This window comes from Consotaella salsifontis (assembly GCF_900167365.1).
GTDB classification, from domain to species: domain Bacteria; phylum Pseudomonadota; class Alphaproteobacteria; order Rhizobiales; family Rhizobiaceae; genus Consotaella; species Consotaella salsifontis.
The window spans coordinates 12,827-34,275 of record NZ_FUXL01000016.1 but is presented as its reverse complement, the minus strand read 5'-3'; the positions used below and the strand labels follow the sequence as shown (position 1 = coordinate 34,275).

Here is a 21,449-nt window from a genome sequence, read left to right as displayed (position 1 = left end):
TCACCTCAATTCTTTTCCATCACGCATTGCAGCGGATGCTGGTGCTGACGAGCGAAATCCATGACCTGCGTGACTTTGGTCTCCGCAACCTCGTACGTGAAGATCCCGCATTCGCCGACACCGTGATTGTGCACGTGCAGCATGATCCTCGTGGCCGCCTCGCGGTCCTTCTGAAAGAACCGCTCGAGCACGTGAATGACGAACTCCATCGGCGTGTAATCGTCGTTCAGAAGCAGAACCCTGTAAAGGCTCGGCTTCTTTGTCTTTGGGCGAGTCTTGGTGGCTACGGTCGTGCCGCGTTCCGGTCCAGAACCGCCGTTTTGGCCGGCTTGGGCGCGTACTGCCTCATGAAGTCTGCCAAGAGAGCCATCACCGTTCACTGCCACCACCTTTCCGCACCGCTTCCCGATGTAGGAACCGACGCACCTGAATTTAAGGCGTAAGCCGACCGGCGAAAAGCGGGCAAAGCCGCGAAGTTCCGGCAAGCGCCCTCTCTTCGCTGGACGCCTCTTTTCACCGACGAGCCATTCACCGGAAAGTGAAGCTGGATCAACCGCGATATCTCTCTTGGGCCACAGGATCGACACTTCGCCCAAGCCCATCGGGGAAATTCCCGTCCCTTCGGAAAGGGATTCGCCAAATGCCGAGCCTCTCTTGAAACCGTATCGTCATAACAAATCCTTCGACATCGTCGTACCGAGGCAACTCCTCGGCAACCATAAACAGATTGGTAAGGTCGTCGGCCTAGTCTGCCTGCAAGTTCAAGAAGCGCGGAAACGTCCCATGGGACGTCACCGCTGTCGACGGGGTGGAGCGTGCCTCCCCCTTCCCGAGGCGTCGTGAAATCATTGCAGGTATCCTAGTGCGCATGGCCTTTCCGAGACTGAAACTGGCAATCTCAGCTTTCTCCAAGATCGTCTGCACCGCCGCGCTCGGCACGGCCTTGCTTGTCGGCAGCCCGGGCGTTCCCACGGCGTTTGCCAAGGGGCGAGACATCCATTCCGCGTTCATCATCGACGTGAACACCGGCAAGGTGCTCTACTCGGAAGATGCCGACGAGCAGCGTTATCCGGCGTCGCTGACCAAGATGATGACGCTCTACCTGACCTTCTCGGCCATGCGCAGCGGACGCATCAATTGGCAGACCGAGATGCCCGTCTCCAGTTATGCGGCGGGACGACCGCCCTCAAAGCTGGGATTGAAGCCGGGCTCTACGCTGTCGGTCGAGGACGCCGTCTATTCGCTCGTCACCCGATCCGCCAACGACGCGGCCGTCGTTCTCGGCGAGTACATCGGCGGGTCGGAGTCGGCCTTCGCTGAGATGATGACCGCGAAGGCGCGTCAGTTGGGGATGCGCAACACGGTCTTCAAGAACGCCAACGGCCTGCCGAATTCGGGCCAGCACACCACGGCGCGCGACATGGCCACCCTCGGCATCGCGTTGAGGGCGCATTTCCCCGACTATTACAAGGTCTTCAGCACCCGTTCCTACACCTATCGCGGCCAGAAGATCGGCAATCACAACCGCGTTCTCGGGCGGATCGACGGCGCCGACGGCATCAAGACCGGCTACATCAACGCGTCCGGCTTCAACCTCGTCACATCGGTCCTGAAAGACGGAAAGAGCGTCGTCGGCGTCGTCATGGGCGGCCCCTCCACGCGCAGCCGTGACGACGAGATGGTGAAGCTGATCAACAAGTATCTGCCGCAGGCGAGCAGCGGCGGCCGTGGTCCGCTGGTGGCTTCGTACACGCCCTCCGCCGGAGTGGCCGCTGTCGCCCTGCCGCGCACCGGTCCGGTGCCGACCACGCGCTTCGCGGCCAAGTCGCCGGAGCCTCGGGCAGAGGAGCGCCAGCTGACGATCGAGCAGCGCATCGCCATGGCCTATGAGGAAGAGCAGGTCAGCCGTTCGGCCGCACCCGTTCCCTCGGAGCGCCCGCTTCTGAGCCGTGAGGCCCTGCGCCGCGCCCTGATCACGCCGGCCCGCGCTCAGCCCCGTCCGCAGCCGATGGCCCTTCCGACCGCTGTCGGCTATGCGCCGGCTCCTAAATCTTCCGGCCTTCCCGTTCCGCCGGCGGCCATTCCGGGAGGTCGCGATCTCGATCCCCGCACAACTGGATCTGTCGCCTCTGCCGCCCCGGCAAGTGCGGACGCGGCACCCACGTCGCCCTGGGTTGTGCAAATTGCCGCAGTGCCTGATCGCCAGGGTGCGATGAACATGCTCGCCGAGGCCAAGCGCCAGGTGGGTGGCGCCCTCGCCCACGCGGAGCCCTTCGCGGAATCGACGGTGAGCCGGTCCCAGGTCGTCTACCGCGCCCGCTTCGCCGGGTTCCAGACCAAGGACCAGGCATGGGATGCCTGCTCCGCGCTGAAGAAGCATTCCTACGCCTGCTATGCCGTCGCCAATTAATCAGTACCGTCCACTTTTACGGCTCTCGAGTTCCAAGGAGTTACCGATGTCGACCGATCAGAAGGGCTTTCGCCTCGTTGACCCGAGCGGCCAGAAAGTCGGTTCCTCCGTGGTCGGGATGCACCCGCTTCATCAAGCGGCGATGCGCATCGCGGACTTCCGCGACGGTCGCTCCCGACTGAAGCCCAAGGATCTCGTAAGCCTGCTCCTCTGTCATGGAGCCCGTGCTTGGCGCAGCGCCCAGCCCATCGCGAGACCCTCGGTTCGCGTCGTCTCGCCAGCCGGGAGAACGGCGGTCAAGATACGCTTCCAGTAAACGGACGCTGTCGTGATCGTCGCGCACCTCGCCGAAAAGCCGGAGAAGTTCGGCACGATTGAGGGAAGCGAGGCGGCTGCCGCGGCGACTGCCGGCGATGATATCGCCATCCAGGCGGCCGCTAGCATGATCGAGCGTCATTTTGAAATAGGCGCTGGTCACAGTCGAGGCGCGCGCTCCGCGACCGCCTCGACGGGCTGATGGACTTTTCTTGGCGCGCCGCCAACCAGCCATCCCGATGCCGAGGATCGGCAGTCCGATGATGCCGCGTCCGAGGAGCGTCAAAATTCCTCCCACTGCAATCAAGGCTAGCGGCCACGCCGACCGCGACCAGCGCGCGAGGACTTCGGGAGGCGTGTCGCGGAGAAGGCGCAGCCCCCATAGGGCAAACCCCAAGATCGCGAGCGCCGCGAAGAGAGCGATCATGAGGACGACGATCCCGACGATCGAAGCTGGCCGATAAGCAGGCGCCCTTCCCTGCTGTCTTCGGCCTCCAACGCCGTCAGCCCACCGGTGGCGTATGCGGCCACGGCGCGCAGGAGGCGGGCAAGCGCATCGGCCGAACCTTCGTCCAGCCGCAGATAGGCTCCGCCCGAAAGACGGGCGATCTCGCGGAACACCGCCTCGACGCCCGTGTTCGCACCTTCCTGGACCATGAAACACGGCAATCCCAGCACGCCGAGTTCGCCGGCCAGAACCGAAAGGTCGTCGGCATTTTCCTCCATCGCATCGCCGATGAAGACCAAGGCGTTGACCCGCTGATGCCCCATCTCCTTGCGCGCGTGGCCGAGCACCTTGGCGATCTGCGTATGGCCACCCTGGCAGGCGATGCGCATCATGAATCCGCGCAGTGTATCGGCGTCCAGCGCCCAGCGCGAGGCCCGACATTCGGACAAACCGCGATAATAGAGGAGTTGGACAGAGAGGCGGCCGGACGCCGCGACGGCGGAGAACATCTCGCCCTGAAGGCGACACGCCCGATCCCATGTTGGCTGGCGGCTCATCGTGGCGTCGAGCGCGAAGATCAGGCGGCCTTGCGCCGCTGGTGTCGTCTCGGCCTGCGAGAGAAAGCGGTCGATGTCCCCACGGGCCGAGCGAGGCGTGACGGGATGATCCCGATCGGTCGGCGAGCCGGTCGACATGGTCAGGCGTTCCTCCTTGTCGGCGAATGTGGGATCGTGTCGCAGCGCAAGCAAGGCTTGGCCATCGCTGCAGCTCTCACAGCAGTCCCAGGTCGGCGAGCTGGCGGCGCAGCGTGACGGGCAGCGCCATGACGTCGGCCTCGCCCGGATCGAGATCGGGCGGAGCATCCTCGCTCGTAAGGTAGCGCCACCCCTGGAAGGCCCTTCTGGGTTGCCAGCGGGTCGGGACGAGCTCGGGATGAAGCACGATGTGGCAGCGTTCGATACCCTGTGCATCGACCACAGGGCGCAGCTTAAGAATGGCTTGGCGGACCTGCACCTGTCCCTTGATCACCCAATAAAGCGAACCGCCGTCGAGAATCTCCGGCGCCCGCTTGGGAAACATGCGTGTCTGGTGGTGCTGTTCGAAGGTCGCCCCTTGGTCCTCGACCTGCCGGCGGCGTTCGTCGAGCCACGACTTCAGATCTTCGACGCTCTCGACGCCTACGCAGAGCTTGATGAGATGAAGAGCCATGTCGCGACTGTCGTGAGAAACGCCGCGACGTCAAGCCGCGGCGTTCAATGTTCTTGCGTCCATTCAGTTCTTGATCGCTTTCCATGTCTCTCCGCGTCCCGAGACGCCAAGATGGAATTCAATCCGAAATGGAAAGCTGCGGATCGCCCGCGTCCTGCCGGTCAACCGGCGGCGGCAACGGCGATCGGCTGGACGGAATCGAAGAGAAATGCAAGTGCGAGAATGGCCATGAAGGCTGCGACCGTCCAAAGGGTCACGCCCCAGCACGACTTTTGCACGCTGTCTTCCATGAAGAGAAACGTCCTAGCAAGATGCGCAAGCGAGTTCCTGATGATTGTCCCCTCGAACTCGCGAGCCGTTAAATATCTGTAAACCATCAGGCCCACAAGCCCCCGATATGGGTGGCGCATGGCAGCCATGCGCCAGATGGTTCGGTCGGGCGTAAACGATCGTGCGACAGCTTGCCGATCGTTGCCTTGAGCTTGCATGCGTTAACTTGCGCCAAACGTGCCAAGCGAAATTGTCGCTATCTCGGAGTTTCACCATGTGGATATTTGGCTGGATGGATCTGGCGGCGGTGCTGGTTTTCCTATGCGGCTGGCTGCTCTACAGCTGGATCAACGACTCAAGCCCGCTTCGCCGCCACAGCCTCAGCTTCCTCATGAACGAACAGCGACATCGCTGGATGGACGTGATGGCCAGCCGCGAGTTCCGGATGATCGACACCTCGATCATGAGCGGGCTTCAGCAGGGAACAGCCTTCTTCGCCTCGTCATGCATCTTCGTCATCGGCGGCTGTTTCGCGCTTCTCGGCTCGGCCGAGCGCGTCGCGGCGATATCGGCCGACCTGCCGTTCCATGGGCTTCTCGACAAGACCTTGGTGGAGACCAAGCTGCTGGGGCTTGTCGCGATCTTCGCTTTCGCCTTCTTCAAGTTCGGTTGGGCTTATCGGCTGTTCAACTACTGCACCATCCTCATCGGCGCCGTGCCGATGACCTCGGCGATCGAGGCCGATCCGGTTCCGGGACGCGGCGCGGTGGAACGAGCCGCCATGATGAACCGACTGGCCGGCCTGCACTTCAACGCGGGGCTTCGGGCCATTTTCTTCGGCATCGCCTATCTTGGCTGGTTTGTGGGGCCCGTCTTCCTCGTTCTGACGACGATGCTGACCGTCGTCATCCTGGCCAAGCGGCAGTATTTCTCACCGGCCCGCGCGGTCGTGGCACATCCGGGCGCCGCGCCCCATCTGACGCGCCGAGAATCGGCGAAAACCGGCGGAGGGGGATTCTGAGGCGTTAGCTTCGCGGCCCGGGCAGGACGCTGTCGATGCGTCCCGTCGCCCAGTACGCGACCAGCCCGATATATTCGCGCAGCGCGAGATCGACCTTCTCCACGTTGCGCGTGACCATCGACGACGGTCGCCAACGCACCGAGCCGGACGGCGTCCGAAAATCGACGGGATAGGGAACGACCTCGAAGCCCGCCTTGCGAAAGCAGCCGACAGAGCGCGGCATGTGGAAGGCGGACGTCACCAGGACCCACGTCTCGCCGGGCTTCGGATCTGCCAGCTTGCGGCTGAAGATGGCGTTCTCGATCGTGTTGCGCGATCGTGACTCGAGAATCAGGCGGTCGCGCGGCAGGCCCATGGCCGTAAAGAACTCTTCCGCCGGCTCCGACTCCGGAATGTCGTCTTCCAGAACCGCCGCGACTCCGCCGGTGAACAGCAGCTTGGCTTTGGGATAGCGCCGGGCAAGCTCGACGCCCGTAGTCATGCGGTCAGCTGCCTCGTTGAACTCCACTTCCCCTCTCGTGCGTCCGACGCGTGTGTCGAGCGCCCCTCCCAACACCACGATGCCCGTAACCTCGGCAGGCAGCTTCGGCTGTGGAAAGCGGTCCTCCAGCGTTCCCAGCATCAGCAGGCCTACGGGCGACAACGTGATGACTATGAGCGCGGCAAAGGACAGCGTCATCAAGGCAGTGCCTGTCGCTGTCAGCCCGAGCCAGCGCAGAAGCAGCCCGATAACGGCGAGAACGATGATGGCGGCCAGCGGCTGAAGAAGGAACCAAGCGATCTTGGAAACGATGAAGAACAAGGACAAGGCTCCGGGCGCGCGTGCAACGATCGAAGGAAGACCGCGACGTGATGAACGAGAAAGCGTCGCGGCGTCAGTCGGGCAGAGGCGGCGACATGGCCTCGCCCGTCGCCAGATTTGCAGCCTCGGCCCTATCGACCTTCAGCGGCGTTTTGAAGATCACTTCCCGATGCGGGAACGGAATATCGATGCCGTTCTCCTTGAAAGCGTCCCACAGGGCAAGCAGCACTTGTCCGCGAACATTGGCGATTCCGGCAGGGGGGTCCTTGATCCAGAAGCGTAAGACGAAATCGAGGGAAGAGTCCCCAAAGTCGGTCATCCAGCAGACGGGTTCCTTGTGGGAGACCACGCGCTCGGGCTTCTTCGCGGCTTCCTTGGCGACGCGGATCACGTCGTGGGGATTGGAATTGTAGGACACGCCGAACTTGACGTCGATGCGCACCAGTTCGTCGGTGAAGGACCAGTTCACCACCTGATTGGTGATGAAGTCCTCGTTCGGAATGAGATATTCCTTTCCGTCCCGCGTCACCACTGAGACGAAGCGCGCCCGCAGCTCGCGAATCCAGCCATAGGTCTCGCCGACAGTGATCGTGTCGCCGGGCTTGATGGACCGATCGAGCAGAATGATGATGCCCGATATGAAATTGGAGACGACCTTCTGAAGGCCGAAGCCCAGACCGAGGCCGATCGCGCCGGACAACACGGTGAGAGCCGTGAGGTCCACGCCGACGCCGGCGAGCGCCGCGGCGAGCGCAACCACGATCAGCCCGATTTTCAGGAGCTTGCCGATGAGGACCCGCAGGGTTGGCGTCAGCTCCTCGTAGCCTTGAACCCTGCGGTCGAGAAAACGGCCGACCACATTTGCAAGCCACAGCGCGAAGGCGATCACGGCGATCAGCTTGAGCACCAGCAGCGCCGAGATGCGCGCCGCGCCGATGTTGATGGCCGCAAGATCGAGGGCGTTGGCAACCGGCGTCGTGAGATCGAGGATAGACAGTGCGGCGATGATCCAAGCAACGGCGGTGATCATCCGGGCGACCACCCGGTTGCGCACGATCCGCGAGGCCACGGAAATGACGAGGTAGGCCAGAGAAAGGGACAGGGCGATGGAAACGAACCGCTGCGGCGCCATGCCGAGTGCCGCTTCCGCCAGCGTCGCCGCCCAGAGCAGGACGACGAAATAGACGGTGCGCAGACGCCGCATGAAGGCGACCACGATTCGTAGGATACCCGGAGCGCCCTTGATGCGCCGGGCCTGCTCCTCGAGCGCGGAGTGCGTCACTCGGGCGAGAAGCCAGGCCAGGAGGAACGCGCCGACGATGATGGCGATCTGAATGAGCGATCCGGGCTCGCCAACGAGATCCAGCGCGTTTTCCGCCTGGCGTTCGATGGAACGCCCCAGCCGCGAGACGTCCGCTTCGTCCATCAGGCGACGTCCCAATGCGGCGCGAAGGACGGATCGACCAGACGTCGCCGCCGCTTGGAGAGGGCAGTGATCGCCTTGTGCTCTTCCGCGTCAAGCGAGAAGTCGAAAATGTCGATGTTGCTCTTTAGCCGTTCCAGCTTCGAAGTCCGCGGAATCGCTCCGACGCGCGGCTGCTCGATCTCCCACCTCAGCGCGATCTGAGCCGGCGATTTGCCATGCCGCTCGGCGATCTGCGCAATGGTGGCGTCCTTGAGCACCTCTCCGCCTTGGCCGATGGGCGAATAGGCAACCAACGCCATGTCGTGGCGCTCCGCGCAGTCGAGCAGGGCGTTCTGCGAGAGATAGGGATGGTATTCGACCTGATTGCAGACGAGCGGCGCGCCCGACATGGCGTCGGCCTCGTCCACCAGGGCGGTCGGGAAGTTCGCGACGCCGATGTGACGCGCAAGCCCCTTCTCCTTGGCCCGATTGAGCGCGTCGATCGATTCCTCCAGCGGCACGTCGGCATTCGGCCAATGAATGAGAAGCAGATCGACATAATCCATGGCGAGGGCTTCCAGCGCCTCCTTCGCCGAACGAAGCAGCTTTTTCTCGCCGATGTCTGTCCACCAGATCTTGGTGGTGACGAACAGCTCTCCTCGATGGATGCCGCTCGCGCGGATCCCCTTGCCCACCTCGGCCTCGTTGCCGTACATGCGCGCGGTATCGATGTGGCGATAACCGACGTCGATGGCCCGGGCGACCATTTCTGTGCAGAGATCGCCCGTCAGGCGGTAGGTGCCCAGACCGATGGCCGGAATCCTTGCGCCACTTGCTTCGATGATCTTCATTGCTCTCCTCGATATGCCATCAACGCGCGGCTCCGTCGCGCTCGCCGCATCCAGAAGATAGGTCGCGGCGCTGCTTTTCCAGCCACGAGGCCACCGCGTGTCCGATCGCTCACCGCCCTCCTCCGACCGGCGCATCGTCGCGCTGGATGTCGTGCGCGGCATCGCGCTCCTCGCCATGGCCTCGTACCATGCGGGATGGGACTTCGAGTTCTTCGAGTATCTTTCCCAAGGAACGACGGGACACGGCGCGTGGAAGCTCTATGCCCGCGCGATCGCTTCGTCCTTTCTTTTGATCGCCGGGGCGAGCCTCGTTCTCGCCCACAGCCGAGGCATTCGCTGGCGCAGCTTTTGGCGCCGCGAGGCACAGGTCGCCGCCGGGGCGATCATCATCTCCGTCGCCACCTATTTCTTCACGCCCAACGCCTTCGTCTTTTTCGGCATCCTGCATCAGATGGCGGTGGGTGGGCTGATTGCCTTGGCGTTCATCAGGGCGCCCCTACCGGTGACGATCGCGGTTGGGCTCGGCCTGATCGCGCTGCCCTGGCTCTTCTCGACATCGATCACCGATCCGCGATGGCTCGCCTGGATCGGTCTTGCCGAGCATCCTCCGGTCTCCAGCGACCTCGTGCCGATCGCGCCCTGGACAGGCGTCATGCTGATCGGCCTAGCCGCAGGGCGCATCATGCTGATGAGCGGTGGATGGGAAGCGCTGCGCCGGCTCAACGACCGGCTTAAGCCGGCTTGGCCCCTCGCCCTCATCGGACGCCATTCCCTGCTGTTCTATCTCCTGCATCAGCCGATTCTCATCGCGCTGGTCTGGCTGCTCTCCCAGGTCGCGCCACCGGACCGCCTGGCTATCTTCGACAGGGAATGCCGCCAGACCTGTTCGGAGGTCCGTGACGAAGCCTTCTGCCGGAGCTATTGCGACTGCGCCAGGGATGGGATTGCCGCCGAGGGGCTGATCGAGCCTTTCCTGTCCGGCAACAACACGCCCGAGCAATCCACGCGGGTGAACGAGATTGCCGGCGCGTGCTCGGCCAAGATCGACATGGCGAGGTAGACTCCGAGAGGGAGGGCTTAGCCCATCCCGAACCACCAGGTGGCAAGGCCGAGAAATGCAAAGAACCCCGTGACGTCCGTCACGGTGGTCACGAAGACCGTCGACGCCACCGCCGGATCGACGCCGATCTTGTCGAGCAGCAGCGGAATGAGGATGCCCGCGAGCGCGGCGGCGAGCATGTTGATGATCATCGCCGCCGCGATGATCCCGCCAATCTGAGCGTTGCTGAACCACCAGCCGGCGACGACGCCGATCAGCATGGCGAAGACGACGCCGTTGATGAAGCCGACGCCCAACTCCCTGCGAATGATGCGGGCCGCGTTGTAGATATCGAGGTCGCGGGTCGCCAACGCGCGCACGGTGACGGTCATGGTCTGCGAGGCAGCGTTTCCGCCCATTCCCGCCACGATCGGCATCAGCACGGCAAGCGCCACGATCTGCTGGATCGTCGCGTCGAAGATCTGGATGACCGAAGCGGCGAGGAAGGCCGTCAAAAGGTTCACCAGGAGCCAGGGCACGCGGGAGCGCGAGGTCGTCAGGACGGTGTCGGACAGCTCTTCGTCGCCGACGCCGCCGAGGCGCCTGATGTCTTCCTCCGCCTCTTCCTGGATGACGTCGACGACGTCATCGATGGTGAGGATGCCCACCAGGCGTTCGTTCTCGTCCACCACGGCAGCCGATAGCAGATCGTACTGCTCGAAGATCTGCGCCGCCTCTTCCTGATCCATCGTGGCCGGAATGGCGTGTCGCGTCTCGTGCATGATGTCTTCGATCTTGCCGAGGCGCTTGGTGCGCAGGATCTGATCGAGGTCGACGGCGCCGAGCAGCTTGAACGAGGGATCGATGACGAAGACCTGGGAGAAGCGGTCGGGAAGCCCCTCCTCGTCGCGCATGTAGTCGATCGTCTGGCCGACCGTCCAAAACGGCGGGACGGCGACGAACTCCGTCTGCATTCGCCGACCGGCCGATTCCTCTGGATATTCCAGGGCGCGGCGGAAGCGGATCCGCTCGCGGAACGGCAGCTGGTCGAGGATCTCCTTGCGATCCTCCTCGTCGAGGTCTTCAAGGATGTAGACGGCGTCGTCCGAATCCAGCTCGCGGACCACCTCGGCGATCTGCTCGTTCGGCATCGCCTCGACGATCTCGAGTCGGATCGCCTCGTCCACCTCGGTGAGCGCGGTGAAGTCGAAGCTCGTGCCCATGAGGCGGATGAGCGCCTGGCGCTCTTCCGGGTCGAGGTGCTCGAGAAGATCACCCAGCTCGGATTCGTGAAGCTCGCCGACGTGCTCGCGAAGATAGTCGGTGTCATCGCGCTCGATGGCCGCGACAACGCCGTCCAGCCAGACCGACGACAACGCGCCGTCCTCGTCGTAGATCTCCGGGCGGACCTGACGATCGGGCGAATCATCGACTTGCTGTGAGTCAGCCATGATCGCCCTCCTCGCGTGGTGATGATGCTCGCTGGTCTTAGAGGAAATCAGGAGCGGGAGAAAGCGCGGGCAAGGGCTGCGCACCATTCATAAAGAACGGAATGAGCGAACCGTTATCGCCCACCGGCGCGTTTCAATATTCGCTCCAAGAAGGAACGTCACGCTCTGCTAAAAGCACCAAAGGAAAATGGTGCGGTCGAGAAGACTCGAACTTCCACGGGTTGCCCCACAGCGACCTCAACGCTGCGCGTCTACCAATTCCGCCACGACCGCAAGTGCCGATCTCGTCGGCGAGCGGGCATGTAACAAATGGTCGGAGGCGACACAAGGGGCTTCATCGCAAGTTCTCCAGGAAAAGTCAGATTTCCTCTGAAACGCTTTCCCGCAGCGCGCCGACGGCTTAAATCCCGGTCATGGATTCGCGCCCTTCTTCTCCCCTGCCTCCCTCGCCTCCACGCCTCAGCGTTTCGGCGGAACGCTTCCTGCCAGCCGAGCCGGCAAGGCCCGTCGAGTGGATCATCCATGACGGCCTCATGGATTACGACTCGGCCGTCCGGTTCATGGATGAGCGCACCGAGGCAATCAGGCGGGGAGAGGCAGACGAGGCGGTGCTTCTGGTCGAGCATCCCCCGCTCTATACTGCCGGCACCAGCGCGGAAGCCTCGGACCTCGTCGATCCCTCACGCTTTCCCGTCTTCAAGTCAGGCCGCGGCGGCGAGTACACCTATCATGGTCCCGGCCAGCGCGTGGCCTACACCATGCTCGACCTGAAGCGCCGCCGGCCCGATATCCGGGCATTCGTCGCGGCTCTGGAGGCATGGATCATCCTGACCCTGTCGGAATATCAGGTGAAGGGAGAACGGCGCGAGGACCGCGTCGGCGTGTGGGTTCGGCGGCCGGAGCGCCCTCTGGATGCGGACGGAAGCGTCGCGGAAGACAAGATCGCAGCCATCGGGATCCGCGTTCGCCATTGGGTGACGCTGCACGGCATCAGCCTCAACGTCGATCCCGATCTTGCGCATTTTTCCGGGATCGTGCCGTGCGGCATCCGCGACCATGGGGTGACAAGCCTCGTGGACCTCGGTCTTCCCATATCGATGCCCGAGGTCGACGGCGTACTGCGCCAGGCCTTCGAGGCGATCTTTGGGCCGACGACGGATGCTCCTTTCCCAAAATAGTGTCGCCATCACCCGCGAGGCTTGATCCTCTGGCTTGCCGGCCAATCTTGGCAGGATCGCCGAAGGCCGGCCTCGGCGCGGCGACTGCCGGAATTGCCAGGAGAAAACAGCCATGAAGACACGAGCCGCGGTCGCCTTCGAGGCGGGAAAGCCGCTGGAGATCGCCGAGGTCGACCTCGATGGCCCCAAGGAGGGCGAGGTTCTGATCGAGGTGAAGGCGACGGGCATCTGCCACACCGACGACTTCACGTTGTCCGGCGCCGACCCGGAAGGCATCTTTCCCTCGATCCTTGGCCACGAGGGCGCGGGTGTCGTCGTCGACGTTGGGCCGGGCGTGAGAACCCTGCGCAAGGGCGATCACGTCATCCCGCTCTATACGCCCGAGTGCCGCGAGTGCCCCTCGTGCCTGTCGCGCAAGACCAACCTCTGCACGGCGATCCGGTCGACGCAGGGCCAGGGGTTGATGCCGGACGGCACGTCCCGTTTCTCGCTCGATGGCAAGCCCATCCACCACTACATGGGCTGCTCCACCTTCTCCAACTTCACGGTGCTGCCCGAGATCGCCGTGGCGAAGATCCGGGACGACGCGCCCTTCGACAAGGTCTGCTATATCGGCTGCGGCGTGACCACCGGCGTCGGCGCGGTGATCAACACAGCAAAGGTGGAGCCGGGGGCGACCGCCATCGTCTTCGGCCTCGGCGGCATCGGCCTCAACGTCCTCCAGGGCCTGAGGCTCGCCGGCGCCGACATGATCATCGGCGTGGACCTCAACAACGACAAGAAGCCGTGGGGCGAGCGCTTCGGGATGACGCATTTCGTAAATCCAAGCGAGATCGACGGCGACCTCACCGCCCATCTCGTCAACATGACGAAGCGCGGCGCAGACACGATCGGCGGCGCGGACTACACCTTCGACTGCACGGGCAATACCAAGGTCATGCGCCAGGCGCTGGAGGCCTGCCATCGTGGCTGGGGCCAGTCCATCGTCATCGGCGTGGCAGCGGCGGGCGCGGAGATCGCGACGCGCCCCTTCCAGCTCGTCACCGGCAGGACATGGAAAGGCACCGCCTTCGGCGGAGCCAGAGGCCGTACCGACGTTCCCAAGATCGTCGAGTGGTACATGGAAGGGAAAATCGAGATCGACCCGATGATCACCCATACCCTTGCGCTCGAGGACATCAACAAGGGCTTCGAGCTGATGCACAAGGGCGAGTCGATCCGCAGCGTCGTCGTCTATTGACGCTCGCCTCTGGCAGGCGCCTGCCCGGTCAGGGCGCCTGCCAGGGCTTGTCGGGAATGGCTACGGGCTTTCGGCGCGCCACCTTCTGTTCGCGCCAGAAGAGATAGATGCCGGACGCGACGACAATGACGATGCCAAGCCAACTCAGCGCATTGGGCGCCTCTCCGAAGATCAGAAGACCGAGCAGCGTCGCGGAAATGATCTCGAGATATTGCAGCGGCGCCAGCAGCGAGGCCGGCGCAAGCTGGAAGGCAAAGGTCGCCAGAAAGTGGCTCACGAGCCCAGCCAAACCGACCGAGGCGAGCAGCAGCCAGATGACCGGCGTCTCGGGGACCGTGAACGTGAGCTCGCGCAGACCGGCCGCTGTGCCGAAAAGCATGATCACAAGAACCACGCCCGCCCCGCCAATCCCGGCATAAAGCTGCATGGCGAGAGCAGACCCGGACGTGCCCAGCTGCCGGCTCAGAAGAAGGTAGAAAGCAAAGAGCGTGGCGGTTCCCAGCGGGTACAGTGAAACCACCCCGAAGACGGCGAAGCTCGGTTGGATCACCAGCACCGCGCCGAAAAAACCCATGACCACCGACATCGAGCGATGCCAGCCAATCTTCTCCTTGAGAAAGATCGCCGAAAGAATGGTCAAAATGAACGGTTCGACGAAGAAGACGGCAATGGCGTCCGCCAATGGCATGAACTTCAGTGAGGCGAAGAAGAGAACGCTCCCCGCCCCGACAAAGCTGCCGCGAACGATGTTCATCAACGGCCGATCGATGCGAAAGCCCCTGGCTCCCTCGATGAGGAACAGGATCGGCACCGTCAGCATGGCCTGGAAGACGAACCGGCCGAGAGTGATCTCCGCAGCCGGGAAGTCGAAGAAGACGCCGAGCACCTTGGCCATCGAATCCATGACCGGCATCAGCAGCGTCGCCGCCGACATCACGATCAGGCCGCGTATTGGCTCAAAGCGGTTGTCGTCGATCGTCAGCGCGGATTTCATCGCGTCACCATCGCGGCGGTTCACAGAACCCACCATGTTTGGGAAAACAGAAAGACCATCAGCTGGAGAATGAACCGATGACGAGCATCCTTGTCGACGCGGATGCGTCACCCGTCAAGGACGAAACGCTGGAGATAGCACAGCGCTTCTCTGTCGCGGTCGTCATCGTTTCCAATGGCGGTCTACGGCCGTCCCGCTATCCCGGCGCGAGAATCGTCACGGTTTCGGCCGGCGCGGACGCGGCGGACGATTGGATCGTCGAGAACTCGGCTGCCGGCGATCTCGTTGTGACCGCCGATATTCCGCTCGCGGCGCGCGCGCTGGAAAAAGGGGTGGCGGTTCTCAATCCGGACGGGCGGGAGTTGACCGCCGAATCGATTGGAACCGCCCTCTCCTTCCGCGCCTTCAACCAGCATCTGCGCGAGACGGGCGAGTCGAAAAGCTTCAATCGGGCCTTTTCAGCGACCGACCGCGCACGCTTCCGCCAAAGCCTCGATCGCCTTCTCAGACGCTTGATTTGAGCCGGCGCGTCCTCGCCGCGGCGTGAAGCACGGCCGCGGCCCTCATGTCCTCGAAATGGCGCGCGCGGCGGGCGATTGCCTCCTCGTCCGCACCCCAGTGCTCGATCGTCCAATCCTCATCGAGATGGGCGAGCGCCCAGGCTTCATCGAGCGTTATACGCCCCTCGGCAACCGCAAGCGCGAGCAGTGCGGAACCGGTGAGGGTCGTCATCTGGTGGAAACCGGCCACCTCGAACGAATCGGTGAACGTCGCGAGCCTGTCGCGGACGGCGTCGACCGCAAATGTCGGCTGCGGCGTATGCATGACCCCTTCCGCCAAGACGAAGCGCACGCCGAGATCATCCTCATAGGCCTTCACGACCGGATTCCATCGCTCGGTTTGCCGGGCGACGAGGCGCTCCGGCCCGCCGGCGCGGTAGAAAAGAAGATCGGTCTCGATGTACCGGCAAGCATCCGCGATCACCCGCTCTCGTTCATGCGCCACGCCATCAATGGCCGTGTTGATCAGCCGCGTCATCGGCATCGTCGCGGGATCGACGACGTCTGACTGCGCGGTCCATTCGGCCGCTACGGTGTCAGCGACGTGGCGGTCTGGAACAACCAGACGCCGGCGCGCCGGCGTGTTGATCGGGCGGCCGTCGAGCAGAACCATGAAGCCGTCCGGGCAGTCGGCCACATCGACCTTTGTGTAGAATCGTTTGGGAAGCTCGGCTCGAGCGGTCGAACCCGTCATGCGATGCGCCTCGTCCGCAAATCGATGAAATTGATGAATGTCGTCAATCGGGAAGGAGGCCGCCCTCAGGCGGGAGCCACATCCTCCCTGGCGCAAACGTCGAGATGGCCTCCGTCGATCCATTGGGACAACAAAAAGCCAAGCTCGGCGGTATCACCCGCCACGGCGTCGGCCCCCGCTTCCCGCAGCATGGCCGGCGGCGTGACGCCCCATGCCACGCCGACGGCGCGCGCGCCGGCGGACACAGCCATGCGCATATCGAAGAGAGCATCCCCGACGACAACCGTCGATGATGGGGCTACGCCAACCTCGGCGCAGCACTCCTGAACCATCGCCGGATGAGGCTTCGACGGACAGTCGTCGGCTGTGCGGATCGGCAGGAAATGAGCGCGAAGGCCATGGGACGACAGGATCGCCTCGACGCCCCGGCGGGACTTGCCGGTGACGATCCCGAGCAGAACGTCTTCACGGGCCGCGAGGTCAGCCACGAGGTCCGCGATGCCGGGAAATAGCCGATCCGACACCTCGCCATTGTCCCTCATCGCCCACATCGTCTCGCGGTAGGTCTTGGCCAGATCCGCATACAGCTCGGCCGTACCGTGAGGCAGCAGCTGCTCCATCGCCTCGACCAGCGACAGCCCGATGATCGACATGGTGGCGGCGTCGCTCGGCGGCTTCAAGCCCGCCGTCACGAAGGCGCGGCGCATGGTTTCGCAGATGGTCCCGCAAGTGTCGGACAGTGTGCCGTCGCAGTCGAACAGGATGAGGTGCATCGGCGGGTCAATCCTCGCTGGTCGCTTCGTCGAAACCGAACAGATTAAAGGTTTGCACCATGTGCGGCGGCAAGGCAGCAACCTGGTCGATCATGCCGCCATCGGGATGGGGAATGAAGATGCGGCGCGCGTGAAGGTGCAGGCGCTTCTGCACACCGCCGGGGAACTCGAAGTTGGTGTCGGCTTCAAAATACTTCGGATCGCCCAGAATGGGATGGCCGATATGCGCGGCGTGAACGCGAAGCTGATGGGTCCGCCCGGTATGCGGCTCCATCTCGAGCCAGGCGAAGCGCTGCGCCGCCTGATCGATGACCCGATAGTGGGAGAGAGCATGATCGGCCCCCTCCTCGCCGTGCCGGGCGACGCGCATTCTGTCGCCGTCGGGCGTCGCCTCCTTCACGAGATAGGTGGAGATCCTGCCCGCGGCGGGGCTCGGTACTCCCTTGACGATCGCCCAGTAGACCTTGCGCGTGTCGCGCTTGCGAAAGGCGCGGGTTAGCGCCACGGCGGCCGAGCGGGTGCGCGCGACGACAAGAACGCCGGACGTATCGCGGTCGATGCGATGAACCAGGCGCGGCTTCTCGCCCCTGCGGTTGCGCCAGGCTTCGAGCATGTTATCGACATGGCGGGAAATGCCCGATCCGCCCTGGACGGCGAGGCCCGCGGGCTTGTTGAAGACGAACACCTTGTCGTCCTCGTAGATCAACATCTGGGAGAGAACGTCATCGTCCTGCCGGTTGCGGATCGTGTTTGGCGTCAAGCCCTGTCCGAGCGTCGGCGCGGTATCGGCAGCGATTGGCGGCACCCGCACGATCTGTCCCGCCTGAAGGCGCGAGTCGCTCTTGGCGCGCCCGCCATCGATGCGGATCTGCCCCGACCGCAACAGCTTCTGGAGGTGGCCGAATCCGAGGCCAGGATAATGCACCTTGAACCAGCGATCGAGCCGCATGCCGCTCTCGTCCGGCTCCACCCTCACCTGCGCGACTGTTGCCATGCCCTCGCCCTTTCCTAATCCGGTGTCAGACGAACATGCGCGCGAGCCCGAGCCCGGCGAACAGCGCCGCCAAGCCGATGCCCACGGAGCTGACGACGTAAAGCGCAGCCAATCCCATCGCGCCACGCTCGTAAAGCGCGATGGAATCCAGGGAGAACGTCGAGAATGTGGTGAAGCCGCCCAGGAGCCCCGTCGTCAGAAACAACCGAACCTCGGCCGGCGCGCTGAACCTTCGCGCAAGCAGCTCGACAAGCACACCCATGGCGAAGGAACCGATGACGTTGGCCGCCATCGTGCCATAGGGGAAATTGCTGCCGAGGGCGCGCAAGGCGCCCATATTGAGAAGATGGCGCAGGCATGCTCCGATGCCGCCACCCAGGGCCACGACGAAAAATTGCTTCATCGCTGCGCTCTATCCCGTGTGGGCGTCTCACGTAAAGGGCCGCGACGTTGGTCGCGGCCCTTTGCCTGCTCATTCGATGAGTGAAGCGGGATTAGCGCAGGCGCGGCTTCTTCGGCTCGAAAACGATGCGCTGGTGATAGCGGCACCAGCTCTTGCCGTCGGTCGGCGCGCCGCAGCACGTGGCACTGGCGCCGGGCTCGTCCAGGATGAAGCGGCAGGCAAAGCTGCCCACGCGGGCAAACGCGACGCGGTGGGCGGACGACGGCGGCGAGACGGGCTGGCCGGATGCCAGTTCCCACGTCTGAATGAGTTGGTTCATAATTGAATTCCGCTCCGCGCCAAGGCGAGCGGCCCTTATTGTTCTTCGATCACTGCTTGTTCTTGCGCATCCGCCGAGCAACCGGCTTTGGAGCCCCGGGCGGAACCGCGCGTGCTGGCTTTTCACGTAAGCGAAGTTGCTTCGCGAATCAAGTGATCCAGATCAAGTCAACAGGCCTCGTGGTGACGTTACCGTCTTTTTTTATACTCGAATTGACCGAAGCTTGCCGTCCGACGCGGTCAGGTGCGCGGTCGTGCCATGGCCAAGGCCGACACAAGGATGGGATCGTTATCTCGCCGCAGAGCAACCGACGAGGAACACAACGTCATGGCGCATGATTCCCTTGCGGAGAGGCGAGCCGGCTACTGGGAGGCAATGAGCATCGTTTCGAGTGTGCTGGAGCGACAGGAATATCGCGACTCGGATAAGCCGCAAGCCTTGGAAGCGCTTTACGACGTGCGCGCCGCGCTGCTCGACGAGACGTTCAGCAAGCGAATGCTCGCGCCCTCCGCCAGCAGGCGTTTCGGATAGATTTCCTATGAGGAGAGGTGCGCCAGCTCCTTTTCCTCAGACCGCCGACGGCGCCTTCCGGCGAGAGAGCCACGACGAGAGCTGCGTCGCGCCTCCGAAGCAATAGAGATAGATTGAGCTCGCCGCGATCCCCCACCTCATGGCCGTTGGCAGCTCGAATTCGAGAACGAGACAGGCGATCGCAAGAACCGACCACAGCGCGAAGACAAAGAGATTGAGCGCCCTCAGCCGCACCACCCGAACCGGGTGAAGGAATTTTATCGGCAGGAAGGTCGCCACGACTGAAACCAGCACGATCAGGAACGACACGGCTTCATGGAGCTTCAGCGCGAAGAGCGTGAAGACGAGCATGTTCCACGTCACCGGAAACCCGCGAAAGAAGTTGTCCTTCGTCTTCATCCGCAAGTCGGCGTAGTAGATGGCGCTCGAAAAGACGATGAGCGCACTGGAGATGAAGGAAAGGCGCGGTCCCATGAGCCCGGCCTGATACAGGGCGAAGGCCGGAATGATGACATAGGTCACGTAGTCGATGATCGAATCAAGGAGCTCGCCGGACCAGTTTGGCAGGACCTCCCGGATCGATATCCGCCGCGCGATCGGGCCGTCGATGCCATCGACGAAAAGAGCGAAGCCGAGCCATCCGAACATTGCGACCCATCGACCTTCCGCTGCCGCGATGATCGACAAGAAGGCCCAAAGCGCGCCGCTAGCCGTCAGAAGATGGACGCCGAAGGCGCGCCACTGGTCCCATTTGGTCATCATCTTCTCTTCTTCTTCGCGTCGGGCCGACGAATCGCACGAGGCCGGAACGCTCCCCCGATCGACAGGCATTGTTAAGCGCGCCGATCGAACGTATCTGCTCGGTTCGGAGGCTGGCCGCAAGCGCCAACCCATCTGCTACGATGCCGCAAGGGGAAATCGAGTGGTAGAGCACAGTTGCGAAGTTGTCGTCGTCGGGGGTGGGCTCGCCGGATTCGCCACCGCCCTCGGCATGGTGGAAGCAGGCTTCGAGACTATCCTTCTTGCTCCGGACCCGGAGCGCGCAGATCCTCGCACGACTGCGCTCCTCGGCCGATCTGTCGCGTTTCTCTCAAGCATCGGTGTTTTTCCGGATGCGGAGGCGCTGGGAGAAGCCATCGAAACCATCCGCATCATCGATGACACCGGGCGGTTGCTCCGCGCGCCGATGCTGGAGTTTCACGCCGGCGAGATCGGCCTGCGGGCCTTTGGCTTCAACGTGAAGAACGCCGATCTTCTGTCGGTGGCGAAGGGAAAGGCCGAGTCGCTTTCCGGGCTAAAACGGATCTCCGCCACGGCGGCGGCGGTCGAGGCAAAAGAAGATCGCGCTTTTATCACGCTCGACAATGGCGATTCTGTCAGCGTGCGCTTGGTGATCGGCGCGGATGGTGCGAAGTCGCTCGTCCGCCGCGAGGCCGGAATCGGCTTCTCGACCTGGTCCTACCCGCAGCAGGCGCTCGTCCTCGACTTCTCGCACGAAAAACCGCACGGTCAGGTTTCAACTGAATTCCATACGCCGGTCGGCCCGTTCACCCAGGTCCCCCTGCCCGGTCTTAGCTCGTCCCTTGTCTGGGTCGAGGAGCCAAAGCTTGGCGATGCCTATGTCGACCTGAAACCCGAGCGACTTTCGAGCGTGGTCGAGGAAAAGCTCCACTCCATCCTTGGAAGCGTCACGGTGGCTGGTCCGGTTGGCCGATTTCCGCTTAAAGGGGGAAGCGCTTCCCGCGTCGCAGCGGCCCGCTCAGCGCTCGTCGGTGAGGCCGCTCATGTCTTCCCGCCGATCGGCGCGCAAGGGCTCAACCTTGGGCTTCGCGACGCGGCGGCCATCATCGAGGCCGCGTCCGCGAACCGCCAGGACCCAGGCTCCGCGGCCGCGCTCGCGCGCTATTCGGCGCGACGGCGCGCCGACATCTGGAGCCGCACGGCAGGCGTCGATGCGTTGAACCGCTCGCTTCTGGCCGACCTTCTGCCGGTCCAGCTAGCAAGGACAGCGGGGCTCACGGCTCTCTCGGCCATTCCGCCGCTCAAGCGAATGGCGATGCGCGAGGGCCTGTCGCCGTTCGCGGGTCTCATGGGACTGCCGCGCACCGTGCGCGATGTCATTGGCACGAAGGCAGGTTGAGACCGATGACGGCTAAGTCCAACAACGCGTTGTTCGCGATCGGTCAGATTGTGCGCCACCGGAACTTACCCTTTCGCGGGGTCATCTTCGATGTTGATCCAGTCTTCGCCAACACCGAGGAATGGTACTCGTCCATCCCCGAGGACGTGCGGCCGCGCAAGGATCAACCCTTCTATCATCTCTTCGCAGAAAACTCCGAAGGCACCTATATCGCCTATGTTTCGGAGCAGAATCTGGTGGAGGATCAGAGCGGCGAGCCGGTCAATCACCCCCAGCTGGCGGAAATGTTCGATGGCCCGACGGAGGGCATCTATCGGCTGAGGCTGGCTCTTCGAAACTGAGCTGATCCTCCGGTCGCACCGGCCAAAAAAAGAGCGGCCCGGAGGCCGCTCAGTTGGATAG

The 21,449-nt window shown here is 63.3% G+C and carries 25 protein-coding genes and 1 tRNA gene; 9 read left to right on the top strand and 17 right to left on the bottom strand.

Translation table 11 applies throughout. The features are described from left to right. Positions 1 to 5: 5 nt before the first annotated feature. Positions 6 to 380: an ATP-dependent Clp protease adapter ClpS gene (gene clpS / locus B5D38_RS18045; RefSeq protein ID WP_078709901.1), complete on the bottom strand. Its 375-nt coding sequence runs from the start codon at positions 378 to 380 to the stop codon at positions 6 to 8. Between the two features lie 488 nt (positions 381 to 868). Between clpS and B5D38_RS18040 the strand changes: the two genes are divergently transcribed. Further along, the gene (locus tag B5D38_RS18040; RefSeq protein WP_116002825.1) at positions 869 to 2,410 is read left to right on the top strand and encodes a D-alanyl-D-alanine carboxypeptidase; all 1,542 of its coding nucleotides are present in this window, start codon (positions 869 to 871) and stop codon (positions 2,408 to 2,410) included. 40 nt (positions 2,411 to 2,450) lie between these two features. Here B5D38_RS18040 and B5D38_RS22255 read toward each other — a convergent pair whose 3' ends face one another. From B5D38_RS22255 to B5D38_RS22760, 4 genes are all read right to left on the bottom strand, one after another. Further along, the gene (locus B5D38_RS22255) at positions 2,451 to 3,152 is read right to left on the bottom strand and encodes a DnaJ domain-containing protein (RefSeq protein ID WP_165690902.1); all 702 of its coding nucleotides are present in this window, start codon (positions 3,150 to 3,152) and stop codon (positions 2,451 to 2,453) included. Further along, positions 3,149 to 3,922, bottom strand: coding sequence for a vWA domain-containing protein (locus B5D38_RS18025; RefSeq protein ID WP_245319351.1), 774 nt, complete (start codon positions 3,920 to 3,922; stop codon positions 3,149 to 3,151). Before B5D38_RS18025 ends, B5D38_RS22255 begins: the two co-directional genes overlap by 4 nt. A 22-nt stretch (positions 3,923 to 3,944) precedes the next feature. Beyond that, complete coding sequence (locus B5D38_RS18020; RefSeq protein ID WP_078709835.1) at positions 3,945 to 4,382, bottom strand: DUF1489 family protein; 438 nt, start codon at positions 4,380 to 4,382, stop codon at positions 3,945 to 3,947. Between the two features lie 161 nt (positions 4,383 to 4,543). After that, the gene (locus tag B5D38_RS22760) at positions 4,544 to 4,672 is read right to left on the bottom strand and encodes a hypothetical protein (RefSeq protein ID WP_280949402.1); all 129 of its coding nucleotides are present in this window, start codon (positions 4,670 to 4,672) and stop codon (positions 4,544 to 4,546) included. 254 nt (positions 4,673 to 4,926) lie between these two features. On the opposite strand from B5D38_RS22760, the gene B5D38_RS18010 reads away from it, so the two are divergent. After that, a complete protein-coding gene (locus tag B5D38_RS18010; protein WP_078709833.1) occupies positions 4,927 to 5,673 on the top strand; it encodes a DUF599 domain-containing protein in 747 nt (248 codons plus the stop codon). A 4-nt stretch (positions 5,674 to 5,677) separates the two neighbouring features. Here the strand turns inward: B5D38_RS18010 and B5D38_RS18005 are convergent, their stop codons facing one another. From B5D38_RS18005 to B5D38_RS17995, 3 genes are all read right to left on the bottom strand, one after another. After that, a complete protein-coding gene (locus B5D38_RS18005; protein WP_078709898.1) occupies positions 5,678 to 6,475 on the bottom strand; it encodes a YdcF family protein in 798 nt (265 codons plus the stop codon). A 73-nt stretch (positions 6,476 to 6,548) separates the two neighbouring features. Further along, positions 6,549 to 7,901, bottom strand: a complete 1,353-nt coding sequence (locus tag B5D38_RS18000; RefSeq protein WP_078709832.1) for a mechanosensitive ion channel family protein — start codon at positions 7,899 to 7,901, stop codon at positions 6,549 to 6,551. After that, positions 7,901 to 8,731 (bottom strand): aldo/keto reductase, encoded by an 831-nt coding sequence (locus tag B5D38_RS17995; RefSeq protein ID WP_078709831.1) that lies wholly within the window; start codon positions 8,729 to 8,731, stop codon positions 7,901 to 7,903. Before B5D38_RS17995 ends, B5D38_RS18000 begins: the two co-directional genes overlap by 1 nt. Before the next feature lie 97 nt (positions 8,732 to 8,828). Between B5D38_RS17995 and B5D38_RS17990 the strand changes: the two genes are divergently transcribed. Next, positions 8,829 to 9,791: an acetyltransferase domain-containing protein gene (locus B5D38_RS17990; protein WP_116002822.1), complete on the top strand. Its 963-nt coding sequence runs from the start codon at positions 8,829 to 8,831 to the stop codon at positions 9,789 to 9,791. Positions 9,792 to 9,808: 17 nt separating this feature from the next. Here B5D38_RS17990 and mgtE read toward each other — a convergent pair whose 3' ends face one another. Further along, positions 9,809 to 11,221 (bottom strand): magnesium transporter, encoded by a 1,413-nt coding sequence (gene mgtE, locus B5D38_RS17985; RefSeq protein WP_078709830.1) that lies wholly within the window; start codon positions 11,219 to 11,221, stop codon positions 9,809 to 9,811. A gap of 188 nt (positions 11,222 to 11,409) precedes the next feature. After that, positions 11,410 to 11,494: transfer RNA gene (locus B5D38_RS17980), tRNA-Leu, on the bottom strand. A 140-nt stretch (positions 11,495 to 11,634) separates the two neighbouring features. Between B5D38_RS17980 and lipB the strand changes: the two genes are divergently transcribed. Both lipB and B5D38_RS17970 read left to right on the top strand, forming a co-directional pair. Beyond that, a complete protein-coding gene (lipB, locus tag B5D38_RS17975; protein ID WP_078709829.1) occupies positions 11,635 to 12,399 on the top strand; it encodes a lipoyl(octanoyl) transferase LipB in 765 nt (254 codons plus the stop codon). A 112-nt stretch (positions 12,400 to 12,511) separates the two neighbouring features. Then, positions 12,512 to 13,639, top strand: a complete 1,128-nt coding sequence (locus B5D38_RS17970; protein WP_078709828.1) for an S-(hydroxymethyl)glutathione dehydrogenase/class III alcohol dehydrogenase — start codon at positions 12,512 to 12,514, stop codon at positions 13,637 to 13,639. Positions 13,640 to 13,667: 28 nt separating this feature from the next. Here B5D38_RS17970 and B5D38_RS17965 read toward each other — a convergent pair whose 3' ends face one another. After that, the gene (locus B5D38_RS17965) at positions 13,668 to 14,633 is read right to left on the bottom strand and encodes a DMT family transporter (RefSeq protein WP_165690901.1); all 966 of its coding nucleotides are present in this window, start codon (positions 14,631 to 14,633) and stop codon (positions 13,668 to 13,670) included. Between the two features lie 77 nt (positions 14,634 to 14,710). Here B5D38_RS17965 and B5D38_RS17960 point away from each other — a divergent pair, with 77 nt between their 5' ends. Continuing rightward, on the top strand, positions 14,711 to 15,154 hold the full coding sequence (locus B5D38_RS17960; RefSeq protein ID WP_078709826.1) for a YaiI/YqxD family protein: 444 nt from the start codon (positions 14,711 to 14,713) through the stop codon (positions 15,152 to 15,154). Here the strand turns inward: B5D38_RS17960 and B5D38_RS17955 are convergent. The 5 genes from B5D38_RS17955 to B5D38_RS17935 all read right to left on the bottom strand — a co-directional run bounded on the left by B5D38_RS17955 (position 15,138) and on the right by B5D38_RS17935 (position 18,376). Then, a complete protein-coding gene (locus B5D38_RS17955; protein ID WP_078709896.1) occupies positions 15,138 to 15,887 on the bottom strand; it encodes an ATP12 family chaperone protein in 750 nt (249 codons plus the stop codon). The genes B5D38_RS17960 and B5D38_RS17955 overlap by 17 nt on opposite strands. 65 nt (positions 15,888 to 15,952) lie before the next feature. Then, positions 15,953 to 16,660 (bottom strand): HAD-IA family hydrolase, encoded by a 708-nt coding sequence (locus tag B5D38_RS17950; RefSeq protein WP_078709825.1) that lies wholly within the window; start codon positions 16,658 to 16,660, stop codon positions 15,953 to 15,955. Positions 16,661 to 16,667: 7 nt separating this feature from the next. Further along, positions 16,668 to 17,654 (bottom strand): RluA family pseudouridine synthase, encoded by a 987-nt coding sequence (locus tag B5D38_RS17945; RefSeq protein ID WP_078709824.1) that lies wholly within the window; start codon positions 17,652 to 17,654, stop codon positions 16,668 to 16,670. A gap of 25 nt (positions 17,655 to 17,679) precedes the next feature. Then, positions 17,680 to 18,057 (bottom strand): fluoride efflux transporter CrcB, encoded by a 378-nt coding sequence (gene crcB, locus B5D38_RS17940; RefSeq protein ID WP_078709823.1) that lies wholly within the window; start codon positions 18,055 to 18,057, stop codon positions 17,680 to 17,682. 91 nt (positions 18,058 to 18,148) lie between these two features. After that, on the bottom strand, positions 18,149 to 18,376 hold the full coding sequence (locus B5D38_RS17935; protein ID WP_078709822.1) for a hypothetical protein: 228 nt from the start codon (positions 18,374 to 18,376) through the stop codon (positions 18,149 to 18,151). 258 nt (positions 18,377 to 18,634) lie between these two features. On the opposite strand from B5D38_RS17935, the gene B5D38_RS17930 reads away from it, so the two are divergent. Beyond that, entirely contained in the window at positions 18,635 to 18,907 is a 273-nt protein-coding gene (locus B5D38_RS17930) for a hypothetical protein (RefSeq protein WP_131829965.1), read from the top strand. A 36-nt stretch (positions 18,908 to 18,943) separates the two neighbouring features. Here B5D38_RS17930 and pcsA read toward each other — a convergent pair whose 3' ends face one another. Continuing rightward, a complete protein-coding gene (gene pcsA, locus B5D38_RS17925; protein ID WP_425349340.1) occupies positions 18,944 to 19,666 on the bottom strand; it encodes a phosphatidylcholine synthase in 723 nt (240 codons plus the stop codon). A 163-nt stretch (positions 19,667 to 19,829) separates the two neighbouring features. On the opposite strand from pcsA, the gene B5D38_RS17920 reads away from it, so the two are divergent. Both B5D38_RS17920 and hspQ read left to right on the top strand, forming a co-directional pair. Then, positions 19,830 to 21,047, top strand: a complete 1,218-nt coding sequence (locus tag B5D38_RS17920) for a UbiH/UbiF family hydroxylase (RefSeq protein WP_078709819.1) — start codon at positions 19,830 to 19,832, stop codon at positions 21,045 to 21,047. Between the two features lie 5 nt (positions 21,048 to 21,052). After that, positions 21,053 to 21,388 carry a heat shock protein HspQ gene (gene hspQ / locus B5D38_RS17915; protein WP_078709818.1) on the top strand — a complete coding sequence of 112 codons (336 nt, stop codon included), beginning with the start codon at positions 21,053 to 21,055 and terminating at the stop codon, positions 21,386 to 21,388. The last annotated feature ends 61 nt before the right edge of the window (positions 21,389 to 21,449 follow it).